The organism is Paracoccus sp. SJTW-4 (assembly GCF_047716885.1).
GTDB lineage: Bacteria > Pseudomonadota > Alphaproteobacteria > Rhodobacterales > Rhodobacteraceae > Paracoccus > Paracoccus solventivorans.
This window is the reverse complement of record NZ_CP136681.1, coordinates 2,818,984-2,841,130: the sequence shown is the minus strand read 5'-3', so window position 1 is coordinate 2,841,130 and position 22,147 is coordinate 2,818,984. Positions and strand designations below refer to the sequence as shown.

24 protein-coding genes are annotated in these 22,147 nt (G+C 69.5%); 10 read left to right on the top strand and 14 right to left on the bottom strand.

What is annotated here, in order from left to right; all coding sequences use genetic code 11:
• Positions 1-127: 127 nt before the first annotated feature.
• Entirely contained in the window at positions 128-1,117 is a 990-nt protein-coding gene (locus tag RSP45_RS13930; RefSeq protein ID WP_415392382.1) for an NAD(P)H-quinone oxidoreductase, read from the bottom strand.
• The gene (locus RSP45_RS13925) at positions 1,117-1,776 is read right to left on the bottom strand and encodes a COQ9 family protein (RefSeq protein ID WP_415392381.1); all 660 of its coding nucleotides are present in this window, start codon (positions 1,774-1,776) and stop codon (positions 1,117-1,119) included. The genes RSP45_RS13930 and RSP45_RS13925 overlap by 1 nt, the downstream gene beginning before the upstream one ends.
• A gap of 98 nt (positions 1,777-1,874) precedes the next feature.
• Here RSP45_RS13925 and rpsU point away from each other — a divergent pair, with 98 nt between their 5' ends.
• Entirely contained in the window at positions 1,875-2,081 is a 207-nt protein-coding gene (gene rpsU / locus RSP45_RS13920; protein WP_011748553.1) for a 30S ribosomal protein S21, read from the top strand.
• Positions 2,082-2,165: 84 nt separating this feature from the next.
• Here the strand turns inward: rpsU and RSP45_RS13915 are convergent, their stop codons facing one another.
• The 3 genes from RSP45_RS13915 to mscL all read right to left on the bottom strand — a co-directional run bounded on the left by RSP45_RS13915 (position 2,166) and on the right by mscL (position 3,964).
• Positions 2,166-2,870, bottom strand: coding sequence for an SDR family oxidoreductase (locus RSP45_RS13915; RefSeq protein ID WP_415392380.1), 705 nt, complete (start codon positions 2,868-2,870; stop codon positions 2,166-2,168).
• Positions 2,871-2,937: 67 nt separating this feature from the next.
• Positions 2,938-3,402 carry an Lrp/AsnC family transcriptional regulator gene (locus RSP45_RS13910; RefSeq protein WP_073067382.1) on the bottom strand — a complete coding sequence of 155 codons (465 nt, stop codon included), beginning with the start codon at positions 3,400-3,402 and terminating at the stop codon, positions 2,938-2,940.
• Between the two features lie 118 nt (positions 3,403-3,520).
• Positions 3,521-3,964 carry a large conductance mechanosensitive channel protein MscL gene (gene mscL, locus RSP45_RS13905; RefSeq protein WP_415392379.1) on the bottom strand — a complete coding sequence of 148 codons (444 nt, stop codon included), beginning with the start codon at positions 3,962-3,964 and terminating at the stop codon, positions 3,521-3,523.
• Between the two features lie 92 nt (positions 3,965-4,056).
• Between mscL and RSP45_RS13900 the strand changes: the two genes are divergently transcribed.
• Together RSP45_RS13900 and RSP45_RS13895 are read left to right on the top strand one after the other, a co-directional pair.
• On the top strand, positions 4,057-4,761 hold the full coding sequence (locus RSP45_RS13900) for a glutathione binding-like protein (protein ID WP_415392378.1): 705 nt from the start codon (positions 4,057-4,059) through the stop codon (positions 4,759-4,761).
• Between the two features lie 84 nt (positions 4,762-4,845).
• Positions 4,846-5,544, top strand: coding sequence for a Crp/Fnr family transcriptional regulator (locus RSP45_RS13895; RefSeq protein WP_073067375.1), 699 nt, complete (start codon positions 4,846-4,848; stop codon positions 5,542-5,544).
• Positions 5,545-5,569: 25 nt separating this feature from the next.
• Here the strand turns inward: RSP45_RS13895 and RSP45_RS13890 are convergent, their stop codons facing one another.
• From RSP45_RS13890 to RSP45_RS13850, 9 genes are all read right to left on the bottom strand, one after another.
• Positions 5,570-5,857 (bottom strand): nitric oxide reductase F protein, encoded by a 288-nt coding sequence (locus tag RSP45_RS13890; RefSeq protein ID WP_324327395.1) that lies wholly within the window; start codon positions 5,855-5,857, stop codon positions 5,570-5,572.
• Positions 5,854-6,420, bottom strand: a complete 567-nt coding sequence (locus RSP45_RS13885; RefSeq protein WP_415392377.1) for a cytochrome c oxidase subunit 3 — start codon at positions 6,418-6,420, stop codon at positions 5,854-5,856. Before RSP45_RS13885 ends, RSP45_RS13890 begins: the two co-directional genes overlap by 4 nt.
• A complete protein-coding gene (locus RSP45_RS13880; protein WP_415392376.1) occupies positions 6,417-8,396 on the bottom strand; it encodes a nitric oxide reductase activation protein NorD in 1,980 nt (659 codons plus the stop codon). Before RSP45_RS13880 ends, RSP45_RS13885 begins: the two co-directional genes overlap by 4 nt.
• 45 nt (positions 8,397-8,441) lie before the next feature.
• Positions 8,442-9,251: a CbbQ/NirQ/NorQ/GpvN family protein gene (locus RSP45_RS13875; RefSeq protein WP_415392375.1), complete on the bottom strand. Its 810-nt coding sequence runs from the start codon at positions 9,249-9,251 to the stop codon at positions 8,442-8,444.
• Positions 9,252-9,255: 4 nt separating this feature from the next.
• Positions 9,256-10,644 carry a cbb3-type cytochrome c oxidase subunit I gene (locus RSP45_RS13870; protein ID WP_073067367.1) on the bottom strand — a complete coding sequence of 463 codons (1,389 nt, stop codon included), beginning with the start codon at positions 10,642-10,644 and terminating at the stop codon, positions 9,256-9,258.
• Positions 10,645-10,660: 16 nt separating this feature from the next.
• Positions 10,661-11,113, bottom strand: a complete 453-nt coding sequence (locus RSP45_RS13865; RefSeq protein WP_415392374.1) for a c-type cytochrome — start codon at positions 11,111-11,113, stop codon at positions 10,661-10,663.
• 187 nt (positions 11,114-11,300) lie between these two features.
• Positions 11,301-12,065, bottom strand: coding sequence for an FAD:protein FMN transferase (locus RSP45_RS13860; RefSeq protein WP_415394075.1), 765 nt, complete (start codon positions 12,063-12,065; stop codon positions 11,301-11,303).
• A gap of 125 nt (positions 12,066-12,190) precedes the next feature.
• On the bottom strand, positions 12,191-13,393 hold the full coding sequence (locus RSP45_RS13855) for an NnrS family protein (RefSeq protein WP_415392373.1): 1,203 nt from the start codon (positions 13,391-13,393) through the stop codon (positions 12,191-12,193).
• On the bottom strand, positions 13,390-15,678 hold the full coding sequence (locus RSP45_RS13850) for a 4Fe-4S binding protein (protein ID WP_415392372.1): 2,289 nt from the start codon (positions 15,676-15,678) through the stop codon (positions 13,390-13,392). The genes RSP45_RS13855 and RSP45_RS13850 overlap by 4 nt, the downstream gene beginning before the upstream one ends.
• 385 nt (positions 15,679-16,063) lie before the next feature.
• Between RSP45_RS13850 and RSP45_RS13845 the strand changes: the two genes are divergently transcribed.
• The 7 genes from RSP45_RS13845 to RSP45_RS13815 all read left to right on the top strand — a co-directional run bounded on the left by RSP45_RS13845 (position 16,064) and on the right by RSP45_RS13815 (position 22,139).
• On the top strand, positions 16,064-17,764 hold the full coding sequence (locus tag RSP45_RS13845; RefSeq protein WP_415394074.1) for a cytochrome D1 domain-containing protein: 1,701 nt from the start codon (positions 16,064-16,066) through the stop codon (positions 17,762-17,764).
• A gap of 82 nt (positions 17,765-17,846) precedes the next feature.
• Complete coding sequence (cobA, locus tag RSP45_RS13840) at positions 17,847-18,632, top strand: uroporphyrinogen-III C-methyltransferase (protein ID WP_073067358.1); 786 nt, start codon at positions 17,847-17,849, stop codon at positions 18,630-18,632.
• Positions 18,625-19,038, top strand: coding sequence for a c-type cytochrome (locus tag RSP45_RS13835; protein WP_415392371.1), 414 nt, complete (start codon positions 18,625-18,627; stop codon positions 19,036-19,038). The genes cobA and RSP45_RS13835 overlap by 8 nt, the downstream gene beginning before the upstream one ends.
• Entirely contained in the window at positions 19,035-20,198 is a 1,164-nt protein-coding gene (locus RSP45_RS13830; protein WP_415392370.1) for a cytochrome D1 domain-containing protein, read from the top strand. The genes RSP45_RS13835 and RSP45_RS13830 overlap by 4 nt, the downstream gene beginning before the upstream one ends.
• Positions 20,195-21,175, top strand: a complete 981-nt coding sequence (locus RSP45_RS13825; protein ID WP_415392369.1) for an AsnC family transcriptional regulator — start codon at positions 20,195-20,197, stop codon at positions 21,173-21,175. Before RSP45_RS13830 ends, RSP45_RS13825 begins: the two co-directional genes overlap by 4 nt.
• Entirely contained in the window at positions 21,172-21,654 is a 483-nt protein-coding gene (locus RSP45_RS13820; RefSeq protein ID WP_415392368.1) for an Lrp/AsnC family transcriptional regulator, read from the top strand. Before RSP45_RS13825 ends, RSP45_RS13820 begins: the two co-directional genes overlap by 4 nt.
• Positions 21,651-22,139: an AsnC family transcriptional regulator gene (locus RSP45_RS13815; protein ID WP_073067347.1), complete on the top strand. Its 489-nt coding sequence runs from the start codon at positions 21,651-21,653 to the stop codon at positions 22,137-22,139. Before RSP45_RS13820 ends, RSP45_RS13815 begins: the two co-directional genes overlap by 4 nt.
• Positions 22,140-22,147: the final 8 nt, after the last annotated feature.

Here is a 22,147-nt window from a genome sequence, read left to right as displayed (position 1 = left end):
CTATTCTCCCGGCTCCGCCCGGACATCTTCTGTCCTTAAATATCCCCGCCGGAGGCTCCGGCCGCACCGCCCAGCAATACGGCGCCTGTATGGGCGCGACAGCGCAAGCCAGCAGACAGAAGCCCGCTCAGCCCGCCACGCGCAGCACGATCTTTCCGATGTGCTCGCCCGCTTCCATATGGGCGTGGGCGGCGGCGGCGTCAGTCAGCGGGAACTCGGCATCCATCACCGGGCGCAGCTTGCCCGCGGCGACCAGCGGCCAGACATGGGCGCGCAGCTCGTCCGCGATCCGCGCCTTGGCCAAGTCGGACTGCGGGCGCAGGGTGGACCCCGTGATCGTCAGCCGCCGCATCATCACCGGCGCAAGGTTCAGCGTCACCTTGGGCCCGCCGAGGAAGGCGATGAACACCAGCCGCCCCTCGTCCGCCAGCGCCTTGAGGTTGCGCGCCACATAGTCGCCGGCCACCATGTCGAGGATCAGCTCGGCCCCGCCCTCGGCGCGCAGGATCTCGACGAAATCCTGCGTGCGATAGTTGATCGCGGTGGCGCCCAGCCGCTCGCAGGCGGCGCATTTCTCGTCCGAGCCGGCGGTGGCCCAGACCCGCGCCCCTAGCGCCGCGGCGATCTGGATCGCGGTGGTGCCGATCCCAGACGAGCCGCCGTGGACCAGGAAGCGCTCGCCCGCCTGCAGGTCGCCGCGCATCACCACGTTGGACCAGACGGTAAAGCAGGTCTCGGGCAGGCAGGCGGCCTCGGCCAGGCTCAGCCCCTCGGGGACCGGCAGCGCGTGGTCGGCGGGGGTCAGCACGTATTCGGCATAGCCCCCGCCCGGCAGCAGCGCGCAGACCGCATCGCCCACCGCCCAGCGTGTCACCCCCGGCCCGACCGCCGCCACATGGCCGGAACATTCCAGCCCCGGCAGCTCCGATGCCCCGGGCGGCGGCGCATAGCCCCCCTGCCGTTGCAGCACGTCGGGGCGGTTCACCCCGGCATAGGCCACGCGGATCAGGATCTGCCCGGCGCCGGGGGCCGGCACCGGGCGGCGGGCCGGGGTCAGCACCTCGGGCGCGCCGGGGCGGGCGATCTCGATGACCTGCATGTCGTGGGGAATGGACATCACGCTTCCTTCTGATGGCCGGGCGCGGCGGCGCGCTGCGGCTTGCGGATCCAGCCGGTAGCCAGCCCGGCCAATGCGCCCGCCCCCGGCAGCTTGCGGGCGGCGGCCTTGAGCTTTTCGACCCGCATCACGTCGTCGATGCGGCGGTCGATGAAGCCGCGGGTATCCTCGTGCCCCGGTGAAGCATCGCCCAGCCAGTAGAGCACCACCGCACCCCAGACCGAGGCCAGCGCCGCGCGCTTGGTCCACCAGTTCACGTCCTCGGAACCGTCGCCGAGCGCGGTCCAGATCGTGTCGGCGGTTTCCCACATCAGCCGCGCGCCAAGGCCCGCGTTCTGCGGCAGCGCCATCACCGCGGTGCCGGCGCGCACCAGTTCCGGGTCCGACAGCGCCAGCCGCGTCCAGATCGCCCCGGCGATGCGGTCGCGGATGCGCCCCGAGGGCGGGGACAGCGCCATCGCCCGCGCCAGCGCCGCGTCCGAGCGGCGGTGATAGGCCGCGGCCAGCCCGGCGCCGCCCTGCGGGAACAGCACCCGCGCCAGCTCCGGCGCGATCCCGCAGTCGCGCGCCCCGGCCAGCAGCGCGCGTTCGTTCATTCCGTCGAAGGGCACATGGGTCAGCGCCGCGTCCAGCAGCCGGTTGCGCTCGTCCTGCATCATCTTGCCTCCGTCAGGGTGGACATCCGCGGGACGTTGCGCTAAAGGGGCGCGTCCTGCAATCAAGTTCAACTCTAGCCTAGGAAGGTGGTGACAACCACATGCAGGTAAGCGTTCGCGACAACAACGTCGAACAGGCGCTTCGTGCCCTGAAGAAGAAACTTCAGCGCGAAGGGGTCTTTCGCGAAATGAAGCTGAAGCAACATTTCGAGAAGCCGTCGGTCAAGAAGGCCCGTGAAAAGGCCGAGGCCGTGCGCCGCGCCCGGAAACTGGCCCGAAAAAAGGCCCAGCGTGAAGGCGCGCTGTAAGGCGTCAGCGAACCGGATGGTTCAAGAAAACCCCCGCGGCCGATGGCTGCGGGGGTTTTCGATTCGGGGACCGCTGCGGGCGGCTCAGACCGAGCGCATCAGCCCGCCATCGACGCGGATGTTCTGGCCGGTGATATAGCCCGCGCCCTCGGACAGCAGGAACGCGACCGTGGCCGCGATCTCGTCCGCGCGGCCATAGCGCCCCATCGGGACCGAGGCGCGGCGTTCGTCCGTTTCGGGCAGGCTGTCGATCCAGCCGGGCAGCACGTTGTTGATTCGGATGTTCTGCGCCGCATAGGCATCGGCGTAGATCTTGGCGAAACTGGCCAGCCCCGCCCGGAACACCGCCGAGGTCGGGAACATCGCCGAGGGCTCGAACGCCCAGGCGGTCGAGATGTTGACGACCGCGCCGCCGCCCTGCGCCTGCATGATCGGGGTCACCAGTCGCAGCGGCCGCACCACGTTCAGGAAATAGACCTCCATCCCGCGATGCCAGTCCTCGTCGGAAATCTCGAGGATCTGCGCCCGCGGCCCGTGCCCGGCCGAGTTCACCAGCGCGTCGATGCGCCCCCAGCGCGCCATCGCCGCGTCGACCAGCCGGCGCAGGTCGTCCTCGGACTGGTTCGAGCCGGTGACGCCGACCCCGCCCAGCTCGCTCGCCAGCGCCTCGCCCTTGCCCGAGGACGACAGCACCCCGATGTGCCAGCCGTCCTGCGCCAGCTTGCGCGCCACCGCCGCCCCCTGCCCGGAACCGCCGGCCGTGACCAGCGCGACTTTCGCCGTGGACATCTGCGCCCCCCTTTTCTTCATGGACGGGGGCAGCGTCTCATGCCGCGGGCGGGGCGGCAAGGCGCCGCTAGACCGGCAGCGCCGTGGTCTGCATCACCGTGCGCAGCGCAAAGGACGAATGCATCTGCGCCACCCCGGGCAGGCGCGACAGGTGCTGGCGGTGGATGCGGGCGAAATCGTCGGTATCCTCGGCCATGATCTTCAGCAGGTAATCCGCGGTCCCCGCCATCAGGTGGCATTCCAGCACATCGGGAATGGCGCGCACGGCCTTTTCGAACACGTCCAGCAGCTCGTCGGCCTGTCCCGAGAGGGTGATTTCCACGAACACCGTGGTGGTGCGGCCCAGCCGCCGCGGGTCCAGCAGCGCCACGTAGCCGGCGATGAACCCCGCCTCTTCCAGCCGCTGCACGCGGCGGTGGCAGGCGCTGGCCGACAGGTTCACCCGCGCGGCCAGGTCGGCGTTGGAGATCCGCCCCTCGCGTTGCAGCACTGAAAGGATCCGGCGGTCGGTCGGGTCGAGTTGCTCTGTCACATGCGGCCTTGCGGTAGGGGTCGGCGCCGACGATAGCCCGGCCCGATGCCGCCCGCCAAGCCGCAACCGCGGGCAGGGGCATCGGAAAACCGACGCCCCGCAAGCGCCGCCCTGGCGGTCAGGCGCGGTTGCGCTGGTCCGCCAGCAGGTCGCGGATCTCGGCCAGCAGCGCCTCTTGCGAGGGGCCGGCGGCGGATTCCTCGGCCTTCTGGGTGTGGACCGCGGCCGCCTTGATCCGGTTCACCATCTTGACCAGCAGGAACACCACAAAGGCGATGATGAAGAAATTGATCACCGCCGACAGGAACGAGCCCCAGGCGAACACATTCGCCCCCGCGTCGCGCGCCGAGTTCAGCGAGGTGCCCGGCGCGACCTCGACCCCGTTCAGCACCAGGTAGTTCCCGGAAAAATCGGTGCCGCCGGTGATGATGCCGATGATCGGGTTGATGATGTCGCCCACCATCGAGGTGACGATGGCGGTGAACGCCGCCCCGACGATGATGCCGACGGCCATGTCCATGACATTGCCCTTGGCGATGAAATCGCGAAACTCCTTGATCATGACCCTGTCCCCTTTGAGCGCCCGCAGGCCGATGCCTTCGGGCTAACACGAGGACTGGAAACCACGCAATTGCGATGAAAGGACAAGCCGCCATGGCCGACACGCTGGACGATTTCCCGATCACCCGCCGCTGGCCGCCCCGGCGCGCGGGCGTGATCCAGCTTTACACGCTGAACACGCCGAACGGGGTCAAGGCCTCGATCATGCTGGAAGAGCTGGGGCTGGACTATGATGCGCACCGCATCAGCATCAACGACCCCCAGGACCAGATGACGCCCGAGTTCCTGTCCCTGAACCCCAACAACAAGATCCCGGCGATGATCGACCCCGACGGGCCGGACGGCAAGCCGATGGGGCTGTGGGAAACGGGCGCGATGCTGATCTATCTGGCCGACAAGACCGGGCGGCTGCTGCCCGCGGGCGGGGCGGCGCGCTATCAGACGCTGCAATGGCTGATGTTCCAGATGGGCGGCGTCGGGCCGATGTTCGGGCAGCTGGGCTTCTTCCACCGCTACCGCGGCGCCGAGATCGAGGACAAGCGCCCGCGCGACCGCTACGTAGCCGAGGCGCGGCGCCTGCTGGGTGTGCTGGACCGCCAGCTGGACGGGCGCGACTGGATCACCGGCGACTATTCCATCGCCGACATCGCCACCGCGCCCTGGGTCGACAACCTGCTGCGCAACTATGACGCCGGCGAGCTGGTCGGCTATGCGGATTTCCCCGTGGTCGACGCCTGGGTGCGGCGGTTCATGGCCCGCCCGGCGGTGCAGCGGGGCATGGTGGTGGGCGCGGCCTGACCGCCCCCCTTCCTTTGCACAGGTTGCGGCCGGGGGCCGGCGCCGTTATGAACCGCCCTCAGCCGCTGCCATCCCGGAGCCCCCATGACGCCTGTCGAACTGGATACCGCCCGGAAATCGGCGGTGCTTGCGAATCTGCCGCAGCCCTTGCAGGAAAAGATGCTGGAAGGCTCGCAGATCCAGACCGTCGAGACCGGCCAGACGCTGTTTTTGCAGGACGAACCGGCGGATGCCCTGTTCATCGTGCTGGAAGGCTGGATCAAGCTTTACCGGATCGCCGCCAGCGGGGCCGAGGCCGTGGTCAGCGTGGTGACTCGCGGCCGCAGCTTTGGCGAGGCGGTGGCGCTGCGCGGCCTGTCCTATCCGGTCGCGGCCGAGGCGATCACCCCCAGCCGCCTGCTGCGGCTGGACGCGGCCCGCATCCGCCACCACCTGCAAAGCGACCCGGTGATGGCGACCTCGATGCTGGCGGCGACCTTTGTGCATCTGCAACAGCTGGTCGAGCAGATCGAGGGGCTCAAGGCGCGCTCGGGCGTGCAGCGGGTGGCCGAGTTCCTGCTGGACCTCGCCCCCTGCGCCGAGGGCGAGTGTTCCGTCGCCCTGCCCTACAACAAGGCGCTGATCGCCGGCCGTCTGGGGATGAAGCCGGAAACCCTGTCGCGCGCCTTTGCCCGGCTGCGCGAACACGGGGTGCGCATCGACGCCGCCCGCGCCCATATCGAGGACATGGACCGGCTGCGCCAGCTGACCGCCGAGGACCCGGCCAAGGCCTGGCTGCGCTGACCCGCCTGCCCGGGCCAGAACGCCCTCAGCCCGCCTGCCCCAGCGCGTAAAGCACCAGCGCCGCCAGCGCGAATGCGCCCAGCCCGGCGCCAAAGCCGCGGCGCGCGCCCGGAACCTCGGCCAGCCCCAGATAGCGATTCAGGATGATCCGCGCCTTGAGCCAGGCGAACCCCAGGATCACCGCCCCCGCCACCGTGCCCGCCCAGGCCGGCGATTGCGGCCGCAGGATCGCCACCGCCGTCGCCGCCAGCGACAGCGCCATCAGCGCCACCCAGGCCCGCACCAGCGGATCGGACCACGACAGGCGTTTCACAGCAGATAGATCACGGGGAACAGGATCACCCATACCAGGTCCACCATATGCCAGAATTGCGCCGAGGCCTCGACCGCATCGGCATTGGCGCGGATCGAGACAATGGCCAGGATCACCATCCCCGCCAGCACATGCGCGGCGTGGAACAGGGTCAGCAGCCAGTAGAAGGTAAAGAAGACATGCGCCTCGAGCCCCAGCCCGCGGCGGGCGGCGTCGGCGTATTCCACCCCCTTGAGCAGCAGGAACACGCCCCCCAGCAGGATCGCCACCGCCAGCAGCCGGCGCACCGCGCGCCGGGCGCCGGCCGTGCCCGTTTCCGCCGCCCGCGCGGCCAGCGCCGCGGCAAAGCCGGAGCTGACCAGCACCATGGTGTTGATCCCGGCCGACAGCCGGTGCAGCTGCGCCTGCGAATCCGCGAACCCCTGCGGGTCGCCCAGCCGCAGCACCAGAAAGATCAGCAGCGCCGCGCCGAACACTGCCAGCTCGCTGACGATCAGCACCCACATGATCAGCTCGCCCGGCAGGCCGCCCGGGTTGCGGCGGATATCCGTGGCCTCGGTCATGCGCCGACCAGCTGCCGGTAGATCTGCGGCAGCGCCTCTGGCAGGCGGTCGGGATGGGGGATCAGCGCGTGGCCGCCCTGCCCGAAGATGCGCGGGAACCACGACTTGCCGTCGCGGTCCACGGTGATGCCAAAGACCGAATGCCCGGCCCGGCGCGCCTCGCGCACGGCCATGGCGCTGTCCTCGATGCCGTGGCGCCCCTCGTAGTGGTCAAGGTCGTTGGGCTTGCCATCGGTGATGACCAGCAGCAGCCGGCGCCGCCGCGCCTGCGCGGCCAGCGTGGCGCTGGCGTGGCGGATGCCCGCCCCCAGCCGCGTGTAGAAAGCCGGGCGCAGCGCCGCGATCCGGGCCTCGACCGCGGTCCCCATCGGCTCGTCGAAACGCTTGCAGGTATGGACGAACACCCGGTCGCGGCGCAGCGAGCAGAACGCCTGGATCCCGACCTGATCGCCGCAGGCATCCAGCCCCCAGGCCAGCGCCGCCAGGGCCTCGCGCTCGATGTCGATGACCGCGCGGCCGGTGACGGCGCTTTCGGTCGACCGCGAGACGTCCAGCAGGATCGACACCGCCAGGTCGCGATTCTGCGGGCGCGACTGTTTCCAGATCCGGTCCGAGCCCTCGCCCGACACGATCAGCCCCACCCGCGACTGCACGGTGGCGTCCAGGTCCAGCTCTTCGCCGTCGCGGTGGCCGGTGGTGACGACCCGCCCCGGGCGCATCGCCTCGAACTGCCGGCGCACGGCGCGGATACGGCGGCGCGCGGCCTCGTCAAAGGGCGCGGGGGCGTCGGCGGGGGTCTCGGGTTCGCTGTCCAGCACCCGCGCGTGCGAGGGCAGATAGCGCCCCGACCGCGCCTCCCACTCGGGATAGGTGAAGACGCCGGAAATCGCCTCGCGGTCCACGTCCTCGGGGGCCAGGTCCAGATGCAGCTTCAGCCGCGTGGCGGGGGCCTTGCTGATCTGGCCCAGCCCCAGTTCGTCCTGGTCGTCCAGAGCCTTGCGGGCGCTGTCGTCGTCGTCATCCTCGACCCGGCGGTTGAGGTTGAGGAACTCGGCCCAGCTCAGGATCGCCTCGAACTTGTTGATGATCAGGCTGTCCTTGCGGTTGGCCTCGTCAGCCTTGCGCCGCCGGGCGCGGATGGTCTTTTCGCCGGCCTCGGTCGAGGGCTCCTCGCCCGCCTCGTCGGCCTCGCGCGTCGCCACCCGTTCGGACGAAACGCTGGCGTCGCCCGCGGCCACCCACAGCGTCACCGGCCGGATCGGCTGGTAAAGCCGCGTGGCGGCGAAGCCCGACAGATCGCCCGCATCGATCGCGGCCAGCATCCCGGCCGCGCGTTCGTCCAGCGGCGCCGGATCGCCCAGCAGATGCCGGGCCACCGCCTCGACCGCGGCCTCGTCCGGGGGCAGCTTGGGCAGCGGCCGCGCCGCCAGCAACAGCGCGCGCAGCTCGTCATAAAGCGGCATCAGCCCCGGCGCCGATTCGGCCACCCGCGCCACCGTGGCGCGGGCCGAGCCCAGCCAGGCCAGATCGCGCCGCAGCGGGTCGTCGCCCACATCCGCCGGCAGCACCAGATGCGCGGCGTGGGCCGCCAGCCACAGATACAGCGCCCCGTTGGCCTCGGCCGCGGGCAGGATCGCCAGCGAGGCCGGCAGCCGCAGGATGCCGCCGTCGAACTCGGCCTGCGGCACGGCTTCGGCCTCGGTGCCCAAGCGGCGCAGCCAGCTCAGCCGGTGCCGGCTGACGCGGTCGGCGGTCGGGCGCATCTCGATCGAGTGATCGCCGCCCAGACCGCGGAACAGCACCGCCAGCCGGCCCGCGACCTCGGACAGCGCCACCCGCGCATCCTCATGTTCGGGAATCGAATCGAATCCGCTCGCCCAGCCGTGCCACAGCTTGCCGATGGTTTCTTCCGGCTCCCACGGCTCGATCTCGCGCCAGTCCACCCGCGCGGCCATGATGGCACCTTTCTTCATCATCCAAATATCCCGGGGGTCCGGGGGCTGGCCCCCGGTCCCAAGGGTTCAGCCCAGAACCGCCACGACCAGATCGGCCAGCCCGCGCTTGATGTCGGCGTCGTCGGTCAGCGGCTCGATCATCGCCGCGGCGATGGCGCGGTCAAGCTCCATCCCGCCGGCGATCAGCGTCGCCGCATAGACCACCAGCCGGGTGGACACGCCCTCTTCCAGGTCCTGCCCCTTCAGCGCCCGCAGCTTGCCGGCCAGACGCACCAGCATCGCGGCGCGGCGTTCGTCGATGCCGCTTTCCTCGATCACGATGGTCTTTTCCTGATCCGGCGGCGGGAAATCGAACTCCATCGCCAGGAAGCGCTGGCGGGTCGAGGGTTTCAGCGTCTTGAGGATATTCTGGTAGCCGGGGTTGTAGGACGCCACCAGCATGAAGCCGGGCGCGGCCTCCAGCTCTTCGCCGGTACGGTCGATGGGCAGGATGCGGCGGTCGTCGGTCAGCGGGTGCAGCACCACGGTGACGTCCTTGCGCGCCTCGACCACCTCGTCGAGATAGCAGATCGCGCCTTCGCGCACCGCCCGGGTCAGCGGCCCGTCCACCCAGACGGTCTCTCCGCCCTTGAGCAGATAGCGCCCGATCAGGTCCGAGGCCGACAGGTCGTCGTGGCAGGCCACGGTGTAAAGCTTGCGTCCCAGCCGCGCCGCCATATGGGTGACGAAGCGGGTCTTGCCGCAGCCGGTCGGGCCTTTCAGCAGCACCGGCAGGTCGTTGCGGGCGGCGGCCTCGAACACCTCGATCTCGTCGCGCTGCGGAAGATAGAAGGGGGCTGCCGCCCCCTCCTTCGTTGTCGTTGCATGAGCGTTCATCGTCTTACTCCGCCGGCTCGATATGGCCGTCCTTGTGGGCCTGAACCGGGCCGGGGGTAAAGACCTCGCGCCGCACCACCGCGATCGAGTAGATGAACAGCAGCGCCCCAAGCACCACGGCCACACCCGACCCGAAGCGCATCCAGTAGAAGATGGCCAACTGGTCCTGCACGTCCATATAGGCTTCGCCGTTCACCCGCTGCAGGTGGGTCTGCACCGTTCCCGCGAAAGTGAGCGTGAAGGTCATGAACAGCATCCCGCCCGACATCAGCCAGAAGGACGCCATGTTCAGCACCTGGTTATAGGGGTCGCGGTTGCGCATGATCGGCATCGCATAGGTGATGATCGCCAGCACCAGGCAGACATAGGCGCCGTAGAAGGCCAGGTGGCCGTGGGCGGCGGTGATCTGCGTGCCGTGGGTGTAGTAGTTCACCCCGTGCAGCGTGTGCAGGAAGCCCCAGATCCCGGCGCCGAAGAACGCCAGCACGGTGCAGCCCAGCGACCACAGCAGCGCGGCCTTGTTCGGGTGGTCGCGGCGGCCCTTCCAGACCATCACGAAGGCGAATGCCATCATCGCGAAGAAGGGCACGATCTCGAAGCTCGAGAAGATCGAGCCGACCCACTGCCAGTATGCCGGCAGGCCGATCCAGTAGTAGTGGTGCCCGGTCCCCAGGATCCCCGAGAACAGCGCGGTGGCGACGATGACATACAGCCACTTCTCCACCACCTCGCGGTCGACGCCGGTCAGCTTCAGCATCAGGAAGGCCAGGATGGCGGCCATCACCAGTTCCCAGACGCCTTCCACCCACAGGTGGACGACCCACCACCAGTACTGCTTGTCCAGCACCAGGTTCGCGGGGTTGTAGAAGGCGAACAGGAACAGCAGCGCCAGACCCCAGAGCCCCAGCAGCAGCACGTTCGAGATCGCGGTCTTGCGCCCCTTCAGCACCGTCAGCGTGACGTTGTAGAGGAAGATCAGCGCCGCAACGACGATGCCCACCTTGACCCATTTGGGCTGTTCCAGGAACTCGCGCCCCTCCTTGCCCAGCAGCCAGTTGCCGTTGAACAGGTCGAACAGATAGGTCACGACCACCCCGGCGGTGCCCAGCACCAGGATCGCCAGCTGCAGATAGGCCAGCGTGGGCGAATGGATGTCACGCTCGGCTTCCTCGGGAACGAGGTAATAGGCCGAGCCGAAGAACCCCAGCAGCAGCCAGACGATCAGGCTGTTGCTGTGCAGCATCCGCACCACGCTGAACGGCAGCGAGTCGGACAGGAAATTGGGCTGCACATAGATATAGCCCATGATCAGGCCCATCGTGACCTGCACGGCAAACAGCGCCATCGCGACCGAAAAATACGCGAGGGCTATGTTCTGAGTACGATATTTCATGTTTTTCGTCCCTCGCTCAGCCCGCGTCGTTCGGCGGCCAGTTCTGGGTGTTGATCGTGCTGGTCCAGACCAGGAAATCGCTCAGCTGGCGAAACTCCTCGTCGGTCAGCGGGAAGTTCGGCATCTGGCGCCGTCCCTCGATGTCGGTGGGCATCGCCTGCATCCAGGTCTTGAGCGCGTCGGCCGCGGCCTCGGGGTCGTCCTGCACGCCCCAGCGCACCATGACGTTGCCCAGCTCGGGCGCGAAATACGCCCCTTCACCCAGCAGCGAGTGACAGTTGATGCAGGTATGCCGTTCCCAGATGTGTTTCCCGGCGGCCACGCTGTCGGTCAGCGTTTCCTTGTTGGTGGACACATTCACGGCATAGATGTGGCTGTGCACCGTCATTGCCACGAATATGGCAATAAAGAACAATGACCCGCCGTAAAAGACGTTGCGGGCCATGCTCTTGGTCATGACGTCGCTCATGGCGGCGGTCCCTTCGAGCAATTTCGACTGTGTGTCACGATAACGATAACGTGGCCCCGGACCTTGCCCAAAGTCAACCGAAACGCGATTCCACATTTATTCTGTCGGAAATCCGTGTCCTGCGTGCCGAATCTGCATCCCGGCCGCCGGCCGCACCCGCGATTCCGCCCCCACCCGGCCGGCGGCCTCAGCCCGCCAGCGCCTCGAGCCGGGCGCCCGGGAAGCGCGCCAGCGCCCGGTCGATCGCGGGCCGGTCCAGCAGCACCGCGGCGGTGGACAACGCATCGGCCAGCGCTGCGCTGTCGGCGCTGATCGAAACCAGCGCCCAGTGCGGCGCTTCCCCCCCGGGGCCGAGGATATGCGGGCGCTGCGCCGGCCCGATTCGGGTGCCCAAAGCCGCAGAGGTCGCCAATGCCCGCTCGCGCAGGGCCAGCTCGCGCACCGGCTGGCCGCCGGGGGCCTCGATCCGCGCCTGCCAGTCGCGCGCGCCCAGCGCCCGGATCTCGCCCGCGTCGATCAGCACCTCGCGCAGGCCGTGGCTGCGGGCGATTTCGGCCAGACGGTCGGCGGCGGCGCCCTGGGCGATGCCGTTCAGGGTCAGCGCCATGCCCGGGCGGGACAGGCGGATCTCCTGCGGGGTGATCTGCACGCCGCCCCACCCGACCAGCGCGCGGGCAGCGGTCTCGTCCCCGCCCCGGCGCCGGGCGTCCCACAGCGGCTGCACCGTGGGGTCAAAGGCGCCGCCGGTGGCGTCATGCACGCGGCCCGCCAGTTCCAGCAGCGCCACCATCCCGGCCGAGGGCTGCGCCAGCCGCCCGATGGCGTTCAGCCGCGTCAGTTCAGAGCCGGTGTAGAGCGAGAACTGCCGCTCGATGTTGCGCAACGCCCGCTCGGCTTCGGCAAAGAAGGCGCGGGCGGCACGGGATTCGCCGCCCGCGACGGTCAGCTGCACATCCGCGCCCAGCGCCACGCCGCGCCAGACATGGCGGTCGGACGCCGCCCGGGCCGCGGCCCCCGGCAGCACCGCCGCCAGCGCGGCCAGCGCCAGAAACCGGCGCCGCGGCAGGCCGGGGGCGGTCATCGCGCCCCGCCTCGGGCACGCGGCGTGGTCCAGACCGGCCACAGCGCCACCAGGAACAGCGCGAACGCCAGCACCCACAGCGCCCCCGCGCCCACGGTGCCGACAAAGTGGAACATCTCGGGCCAAGTCGAGGCCGCCCAGCGCAAGCCCGCCGCCACCGGCAGCAGCACATAGCCCCAGATCAGCGGCGCCGAGGCGCGGATCGGGCGGCCGGAGTGGCCCAGGCTCGCCCGGCTCATGATCGACAGGGTCATGCCGCCGACGGCGCCGACACCCAGCAGGTGCAGCCCGGCGATTTCCGAGCCCAGCCCCAGCAGCGACAGCCCCCAGCCCAGCAGGCCCAGCCCCAGGAACAGGTAGCTGGCGTGCATGGTCCAGACGATGGGGTCGCGCAGCGTGTCCAGCGCCCGCCAGCCCGACAGCCGCAGCAGCGCCGCCAGCCCGGCGACCACCGCCACGGCGCCGGTCAGCGCCGCGGGGACGTCGGCGGTGGCCAGCAGCGCGGTCAGCAGCGCCAGCACGATGCCCGCCATGTCGATGCGGGGCCGCGACACCGGCACCGCCGCGCCCGGGTTCACGCGCAGCAGCGCGTTGCGGGTGAAGGCGGGGGTGACGCGGCCGCCGAGGATGGCGATCATCGCGCAGACGGTCAGCAGCCCGCCGCGGATCCCCTGCGCTTCGGTCCCCGCCAGCCGCATCCAGTCCAGATGTACCAGCAGGTTGGCGACCCCGGCCAGCGTCAGCAGCCCCAGGAACATCAGGTTCTGCGGCTTGGGCCGGACCAGCAGCTGCGCCAGCATGGTGGCGGCCAGCACCGGCAGGAACGTCAGGTCGACCAGCGCCACCAGCCAGCCCGGCAGCACCATCGCGAACCACACCGCCACCCGCCCCGCCAGCCACAGCCCGGCCAGCAGGGTGATCACCCGGCCCGAGGCCGGGCGCGCGCCGGTCCAGTTCGGCACCGCAGTCAGGAAGAACCCGGCAATTGCTGCAAAGGCAAAGCCGAACACCATTTCATGCGCATGCCAGGCGATCGGGGCGGGGGCGAAGGGCAGATCGGCAAGCCCGCCGGCCCAGACCAGCCACACCCCCAGCGCCACCACGGCGTAGATTCCCGCCGCCATGAAGAACACGCGCCAGCCCTCTTGCAGGATGATCGAGCGGCTGGAGGTGGTTTTTTCGTTGAGCACGGCAGTCATGTCCTCTCCTGTTGCGAGCGGAACGAGGGGGGTTGCAGCGGCCCCGGCACTCCGGCCGCGGCAGCATGGGCCGAAGCCGGCACCTGTGTCGGCGTCAGCGGCGGCGGGGCGGGCGGGGATGCGGGCGCAGGCGGGATCGGCGGCGCGGTGAAGCCCCCACCCATGCCGCCGCCCGGCCCCGCCCCGGCGCCGCGGGCGCGGCGCTTGAGCACGGGGCAGGTGTTTTCGTCGTTCATGATCACCTGGCAGCGCAGGCACAGCACGCATTCATTGGCGTTGATGCGGCCCAGCGGGTCGATGGCGCCGACGGTGCATTTCGTCTCGCACAGCCGGCACTCGCGGCCGCATTGCGGGCGGCGCTTGAGCCAGTCGAAGATCTTGAGCTTGGCCGGCAGCGCCAGCCCGGCCCCCAGTGGGCACAGATAGCGGCAGAAGAAGCGTTCAATGAACAGCCCGGCGCCCAGCAGCACCAGCACATACAGCACGAACGGCCAGGCCCGCATGAAGCGCATGGAGATGGCGGTCTTGAACGGCTCGACCTCGGCCAGGATCAGCGCCTGTTCCATCGAATAGAAAGACAGCGCCACCAGCCCGACGAACAGCGAATACTTGATCACCCACAGCCGTTCATGCAGCGCCTGCGGCACGGCGATCTGGCGCACGCCCAGCCGCTGCGCGGCCTGGTTGGTCAGTTCCTGCAGCGCGCCGAACGGGCACAGCCAGCCGCAGAACACCCCGCGGCCCCAGAACAGCATCCCCAGCGCCACCGCCGACCACAGCACGAAGATCAGCGGCGCGACCAGGAAGGTTTCCCAGCGGAAGCCGGACAGCACCGCGTGGATGAAGGCGATCACCTGCACCACCGACAGCTGCGCACCCAGCCCCCAGCCCAGCACCACCAGCGTGGTGGCCAGATAGCCCAGCCGCAGCCACAGCCACAGCCGCTTGCGGCGCACGATCCATTCCTGCGCGAACAGGATCAGCCCCAGCACCGCCAGCATCACCCCGACGACCACGATCTGCGGCTGCTTGTCCTGCCACGCCTGCAGCCACAGCGGCTCTTCGGGCGGCGGCGGCGCAACGCGGAACGGCTCGGGCAGCGCGACCTCGGTGCTGACCGGCAGGACCAGCAGCTCGCCCTCGCGCCCGGCGCGGGCGGTCAGCACGGTGACGCGGAACGGGCGGGTCAGGTCCAGCCCGCCCGCCTCGGGGTCGGCGTTGATGCGAAAGACGCTGGTTTCCTTGAGCTCGGGCGCGCCCTCGATCGAAAGCCCCGAAATCTGGGTGTAATCCTCGGCCATCGGCACCAGCGTCACCGGGCCTTGCGCGATCTCGATCCGCTCGAACCGGCCCGAGCGCCGCCATTTCGTGCCGCGATGCGATTGCAGCCCGCGCGACATCACCGCCAGCAGCGCCTGATCCGGGCCCAGCGCGCCGGCGAGTTCCGTCAGCCGCTGCGCGCCCAGCAGGTTCTGCCCCACGGCGGGGGTGTCGATGATCCCGGTCCACAGCTCCAGCCAGGGCGCGTCCGAGGGGGTGACCGGCTGGCGCGCACCCGCCAGCGCCTCGGCGGCGTCGGCCATGCTCACCCGCACATGCGACAGCGCCCCCATGGATTCCAGCGCCGCCCAGTCGGCGGGGGCATAGGCCACGCGGTCGATCACCCCGCCACCGGTCTGCGCCGCCGCCAGGATGCGGGCGCTGCGCAGGATGCCGTCGCGGATCACCCCGGTCGAGACGGTGGCCCGCGCGATCACATCGGGCAGCCCCTCGGCGCGGGTGGCGGCCTGCGCGGTGTCGTAGCCGGCGAAACCGTCGACATAGGCGGCGATGTCGGCGTCCGAGATGCCCAGCGTCAGTACCGGCTCGTTATGGCGCATCAGCTGCGCACCGGCGATGGTCCCGTCGGGGGCGACGGCGACCAGCACCTCGAGCGGCAGCCCGGAATAGCCGGTCGAACTTGCCAGCTCCCAGGTCGAGCCGATCAACCCCAGCGTGCGCCCCTCGGCCTCGACCCGCCACGAGGGCGCGGGGGTTTCCTGCCGGGTGACGATGACCTGCCCGTCCTGCGGCGCCCCGAACAGCCGCGCCGCCAGCGCCGCGTCGGGCACCGCCGGGGCCACGGTTTCGGCCCCCATCCCCAGCCCCAGCCGGGTTTCCGCCGGGGTTTCGGCGACCGCCGGCATCCCCAGGGACAGCGCCGCCAGCGACAGCGCCAGCAGCCGCGCCAACGCCGGGGCGGCGGCGGCGGCAAGGGCGCGGCGCAAGGGGACAGGCAGTTGCATGGAGGCTCCGTCATGGTTGCAGACACCGCCGATCGTGCCATGGTAAGCGAGGCGTCATCCGAAATCAGCCTGCCGCCGGCCGGCAGCCCCCACCTTAACTGAAGTCAAGGACACCGCACACGCGATCGTTATAATTCTTTTCGCCTCACCAGCTAAACGGAGAGACTTCATGAAGTTCCCAGCGCATACTGCCAGGTCATCGCTCCTGGCATCTGCGGCACTGGCCCTGCTGTTCGCCACGGGTTTCGCCGCGGCACAGACGGCCGAGACCGCACCTGCCGAATCAGAAGCCGCGGCTGCCGATTCGGATCCGAACGCGGTCAGCGGCCCCAAGGCCGGCCCCGACACCGAGGTCCAGGAGCTGCCCCGCTCGCCGGGCGCAGGCATGACCACCGCCGAACAGGCCAAAGCGGAAAGCAAGGTCGAGGATCACACCTCGAAGCCGCAGGACCAGTATGAGCCGGCGCTGACCACGCTGGCCCAGGAATCGATCCCGGTTCCCGGCGCCCCCGAGGGCATCCCCGCGATGACCCAGGCCGAGTTCGACGAGGCCAACAAGATCTATTTCGAACGCTGCGCCGGCTGCCACGGCGTGCTGCGCAACGGGGCGACCGGCAAGGCACTGACGCCGGACCTGACCCGCGATCTCGGCTTCGACTATCTGCACAGCTTCATCACCTATGGCTCTCCGGCCGGGATGCCGAACTGGGGCACCTCGGGCGACCTGTCCGAAGAGCAGGTGACGCTGATGGCGAACTACCTGCTGCAGGACCCGGCGGCTCCGCCCGAATGGGGGATGCCGGAAATGCGCAACTCCTGGCAGGTCATCGTGCCGCCGGAAGAGCGCCCGACCGAAAAGATGAACGACTGGGACATCGAGAACCTGTTCTCGGTCACGCTGCGCGACGCGGGGCAGATCGCCCTGATCGACGGCGGCACCTATGAGATCAAGAAGATCATCGACACCGGCTACGCCGTCCACATCAGCCGCCTGTCGGCCTCGGGCCGCTATCTGCTGGTGATCGGCCGCGACGCCAAGGTCGACATGATCGACCTGTGGATGGAAGACCCGTCGGTCGTCGCCACCATCAAGATCGGCATGGAAGCCCGTTCGGTCGAGACCTCGAAGATGGAGGGCTGGGAGGACAAATACGCCATCGCTGGCGGATACTGGCCGCCCCAGTACGTGATCATGGACGGCGCCACGCTCGAGCCGCTCAAGATCGTCTCGACCCGGGGCAACATCTACGACGAACAGACCTACCACCCGGAACCCCGCGTGGCCGCCATCCTGTCGTCGCACTACCGCCCCGAGTTCCTGGTCAACATCAAGGAAACCGGCAAGATCCAGCTGGTCGACTATACCGACCTGAAGAACCTCAAGATCACCGAGATCGAGGCCGAGCGCTTCCTGCACGACGGCGGGCTGGATTCGACCAAGCGCTACTTCATCACCGCGGCCAACGCCCGCGGCAAGCTGGTCGTGATCGACACCAAGGAAGGCAAGCTGGCGGCGATCACCGAGACCGGGGGCGAGACCCCGCACCCGGGCCGCGGCGCGAACTTCGAACACCCGACCTTCGGGCCGGTGTGGGCGACCTCGCACCTGGGCGACGATTCGGTGGCGCTGATCGGGACCGACCCGGAAGGGCACCCGGACAACGCGTGGAAGATCGTGGACAGCTTCCCGGCGCTGGGCGGCGGTTCGCTGTTCGTCAAGACCTTCCCGGGCTCGAACCACCTGTATGTCGACGCGACGCTGAACCCCGAAACCGACATCTCCGGCTCGGTCGCGGTGTTCAAGATCGACCAGATGACGGGCGACGGCTCCGACCCCGAGTTCACCACGCTCAACATCGCGGAAATGGCCGAGATCACCGAAGGCCAGCCGCGGGTCGTGCAGGGCGAATACAACAAGGACGGCACCGAAATCTGGTTCTCGGTCTGGAACGGCAAGGACCAGGAATCGGCGATCGTCGTCATCGACGACAAGACGCTTGAGCTGAAGCAGGTGATCAAGGACGAGCGCCTTGTCACCCCGACCGGCAAGTTCAACGTCTACAACACGCAGAACGACGTCTACTGATCGTCGGAATGCGAAATCGGGCGCGCGGGCAACCGCCTGCGCGCCCAACCATCCCCAGCAGGCACGGCAAGGGAAAACGGACATGGCAGGCAAGGTATATCTGATTGGCGCAGGGCCCGGGGACCCCGATCTGCTGACCGTCCGCGCGCTGAGGCTGCTGCAATCCGCCGAGCTGGTCGTCCATGACCGCCTGGTCAGTCCCGAAATCATGGCGCTGGTCCCCGCGACCGCGCGCTGCATCCCGGTCGGCAAGGCCGCCGGGTTCCATTCGGTCCCGCAGGACCGCATCAACGAGATTCTGGTCGAGCTGGCGCGCGAGGGGCACAGCGTGATCCGCCTGAAGGGCGGCGATCCGCTGATCTTCGGCCGCGGTTCGGAAGAGGCCGAGGCGCTGGCCGCCGCCGGCATCCCCTACAGCTACATCCCCGGCATCACCGCGGCGCAGGGCGCCTCGGCCTCGACCGGGGTGCCGCTGACCCATCGCGGGCTGGCGACCGGCGTGCGCTATGTCACCGGCCACCGTGCCAAGGACGCCACGCTGGACCTGCATTGGGAAAGCCTCGCCGACCCCGACACCACGCTGGTGGTCTATATGGGCGCGGGCAACATGGCGGAAATCGCCGCGCGGCTGATCGCGGCCGGGATGCCGGTCGACCTGCCGGTGCTGGCGGTGTCCCACGCCACCACCCCGCGCGAGACGCGGCTGCTGTCGGACCTGACCCAGATCGGCGCCGATCTGGCCCGCGCGCCGATGGAGGCGCCGGTGCTGTTCATGATCGGCCGCGTCGCCGGGCTTTACGAAACCGCGGCGCTGCCGCTGCCCCGCGAATTACGCAGCGCGCATCTGCGCGTGGTCAGCAATGGCTGACACCGGCCTGATCGCCGCCGCCTGCGTGGTGGTGATGTCGGTCGGGCTGGTGGCCGCGTTCGCGCCGTCCTACAGGTCCCCGCCGGCACCGTCGCCGGCTGTCGACACCGCGGCCTCGGCCGCGGCCGCCACCCCTGCCCCCGAAACGCCGGTCAGCCCGGCCCGGCAGGCAGAGCTGGAGCACATGGTGATCCAGGACTGCGGCTCGTGCCACGGGCTGACGATGAAGGGGGGGCTTGGCAAACCGATCACGCCCGGCGATCTTGCCGGCTTCGACCCCGAGGGGCTGGCCGCGATCATCCTCGACGGGGTGCCGGGCACGGCGATGCCGCCCTGGCGGCCGCTGATCTCGGAACCCGAGGCGCTGTGGATCGCGGAATATCTGATGAAGGAAAAGACCGAATGATCCGCACGACGCTGACCGCCCTGGCCCTGATCGCGCCCGCCGCCGCGCTGGCGCAGGACGGCAGCACCCTGCGCGGCACCGGCGATCTGGGCGTGGTGATCGAACGCGCCACCGGCTCGGTGCTGGTGGTGGACCAGTCGGACCGCGCCGCGCTGTGCCGGGTCGAGGGGTTGGGGGATCTGTCCCACGCCTCGCTGACCTTTTCCCCGGACGAGCGTTACGCCTATGTGTTCGGCCGCGACGGCGGGCTGTCCAAGGTCGATATCCTCGCCTGCACGCTGGAAAACCGCATCATCCAGGCCGGCAATTCCATCGGCGGCGCGATTTCCGACGACGGGCGGTTGATCGCGGTGTCGAACTATGAGCCGGGGGGCGTCAACGTCTTCGACGCCGACACGCTGGCGCCGGTGGCGGAAATCCCGATGGGCTCGAAGACCGTGGGGCTGGCCGATGTGCCCGGGTCCCGCTTCATCGTCGCCACCTGGGACGATGGCGAGGCATGGCTGCTGGACCATTCCGCCGACCCGGCGAACCCGCAGGTCACCCGCATTCCGGACGTGGGCGCGAACCCCTATGACGCGCTGCTGACCTCGGACGGGCGGACCTATATCGTGGGGCTGTTCGGGGAAAAGGGGCTGACCACCATCGACCTGTGGGCCGACCCGCCCGCGGTGCGCCGCATCCTGCCCGATTACGGCAAGAACGAACCCGACCTGCCGGTCTACAAGATGCCGCATCTGCAGGGCTGGACGCTGGCCGGCGCGACCTATGCGCTGCCGGCGGTGGGGCTGCATCAGGTGCTGTGGGCCGACGCGGCCTCGGGTCAGGAAACCGGCCGCACCGATGTGGCCGGGCAGCCGGTGTTCGTCACCGCCCGCCCGGACGGGCGCGAGCTGTGGGTGAACTTTGCGCCGCCCGACAACGGCAAGGTGCAGGTGATCGACAGCATGACGCATGAGGTCAAGCAGACGCTGGAACCGGGCCGCGGCGTCCTGCACATGGAGTTTACCCCCCGCGGGCGCGAGGTCTGGATGTCGGCCCGCGACGACGATCGCGTGGTGATCTACGACAGCCGCACCTACGAAAAACTGGGCGAGATCGAGGCCAAGGCGCCGTCCGGCATCTTTTTCACCGCCCGCGCGCATCGGACCGGGCTATGACCGAACTGGCGCCCGACTGTCTGGACACGCGGCTGCTGGACGAGTTCCAGCGCGACCTGCCGCTGGCCTCACGCCCCTTCGCCGTCATGGCCGAGCGGCTGGGCACGACGGAAGCCGACGTGCTTTCACGGCTGGCGCGCTTGCAGGATTGCGGCCGGATCAGCCGTGTGGGCGCGACCTGCCGGCCGAACACCGCCGGGGCCTCGACGCTCGCCGCGCTGGCGATCCCCGAGGACCGGATCGAGGAGGTCGCCGAGATCGTCGGCGCCGAGCCGGGGGTGAACCACTCCTACCTGCGCGAGGATCGCTGGAACCTGTGGTTCGTCGCCACCGCGCCCTCAGACGCCGAACTGGTGCAGTCGCTGGCGCGGATCGAGGCGGCCTCGGGCTTGGCCGTACTGTCGCTGCCGCTGGTGCGGCCGTTCAACATCGACCTGGGGTTCCGGCTGCGCGGGCCGCGGGTGGCACTGGGGCTGGACCGCGACGCCGACATGAGCGTGCTGCGCGATGACGACCGCCCGATCATGCAGGCGCTGTCGGACGGGCTGGAACTGGTGGCGCAGCCGTTTGCAGCGCTGGCCGAACAGCTGGGCCGCAGCGAATCCGACATTATCACCCGCATCAAGGCGCTGGCGGATGCCCGCATCCTGACCCGCGTCGGCGTCATCGTGCGCCACCGCGCGCTGGGCTGGGCCGCGAATGCCATGGTGGTCTGGCAACTGCCCGACGACGCCATCGAGCCCGCCGGCATCGCGCTGGCGCAGGTGCCGGGCGTCACCCTGTGCTATCAGCGCCGCATCTTGCCCGGCGTCTGGGACTGGCCGCTGTTCTGCATGATCCACGCCCGCTCGCGCACCGAGGCGCTGGCGGTGCTGGAGCGTGCCCGCGCCCTGCCGGAACTGGCCGGGGTGCCGCACAAGATCCTGTTTTCCACCAGATGTTTCAAGCAGCGCGGCGCGCTGATCGAGGCCGCATGACACGACCATCTCGCCAGGTCCTGCCGCAGGATGCGCTGGACGACACCGACCGCGCCATCCTGAACGCGTTGCAGGACGGGTTCCCGCTGACCCCCCGCCCCTATGACGACGCGGCCAGGCCGCTGGGGATCGCAGGCAGCGAGCTGATCTCGCGGCTGACCCGGATGCGCCAGATCGGCGCCATCACCCGCTTTGGCCCGTTCTTCGACGCAGCCGCGATGGGTGGCGCCTTCTGCCTGTGCGCGATGGAGGTGCCCGAGGACCGCTTTGACGAGGTGCTGGCCCAGGTCAACGCCCACCCCGAGGTCGCGCATAACTATGAACGCACCCATGCGCTGAACATGTGGTTCGTGCTGGCCACCGACCGTCCCGACGGGATCGAGCGGACCGCGCAGAAAATCGAGGCTGAGACGGGGCTGAAAGTGATGCTGTTTCCCAAGCTCGAGGAATATTTCATCGGTTTCCGGGTGCAGGCATGACCGCGGCGCTGGACCCCACCGACCGCCGCATCGTCAAGGCGACCCAGGCCGGGCTGCCTCTGACCCCCGCCCCCTATGCCGCCGTGGCCGAGGCGCTGGCCCTGACCGAGGCCGAGGTGATCGCGCGCCTCGCCTCGATGCAGGAACGCGGCATCGTCCGCCGCATCGCCGTCGCCCCCAACCATTACGCGCTGGGCATGACCGCCAACGGGATGAGCGTCTGGGACGTGGCCGACGACCGCATCAGCGAGTTGGGCGCGCAGGTCGGCGCCCTGCCCTTCGTCACCCATTGCTACCAGCGGCCGCGCGCCCTGCCCGGCTGGCCCTACAACCTGTTCGCGATGCTGCACGGCGGCAGCCGCGCCGAGGTCGAGGCCAAGCGCGACGAAGTGGCCGCCCTGCTTGGCACCGCCTGCCGCAGCCACGATATCCTGTATTCCACGCGTATCCTGAAAAAGACCGGATTGCGCCTGCGCGACGAATGAAAGGGGGC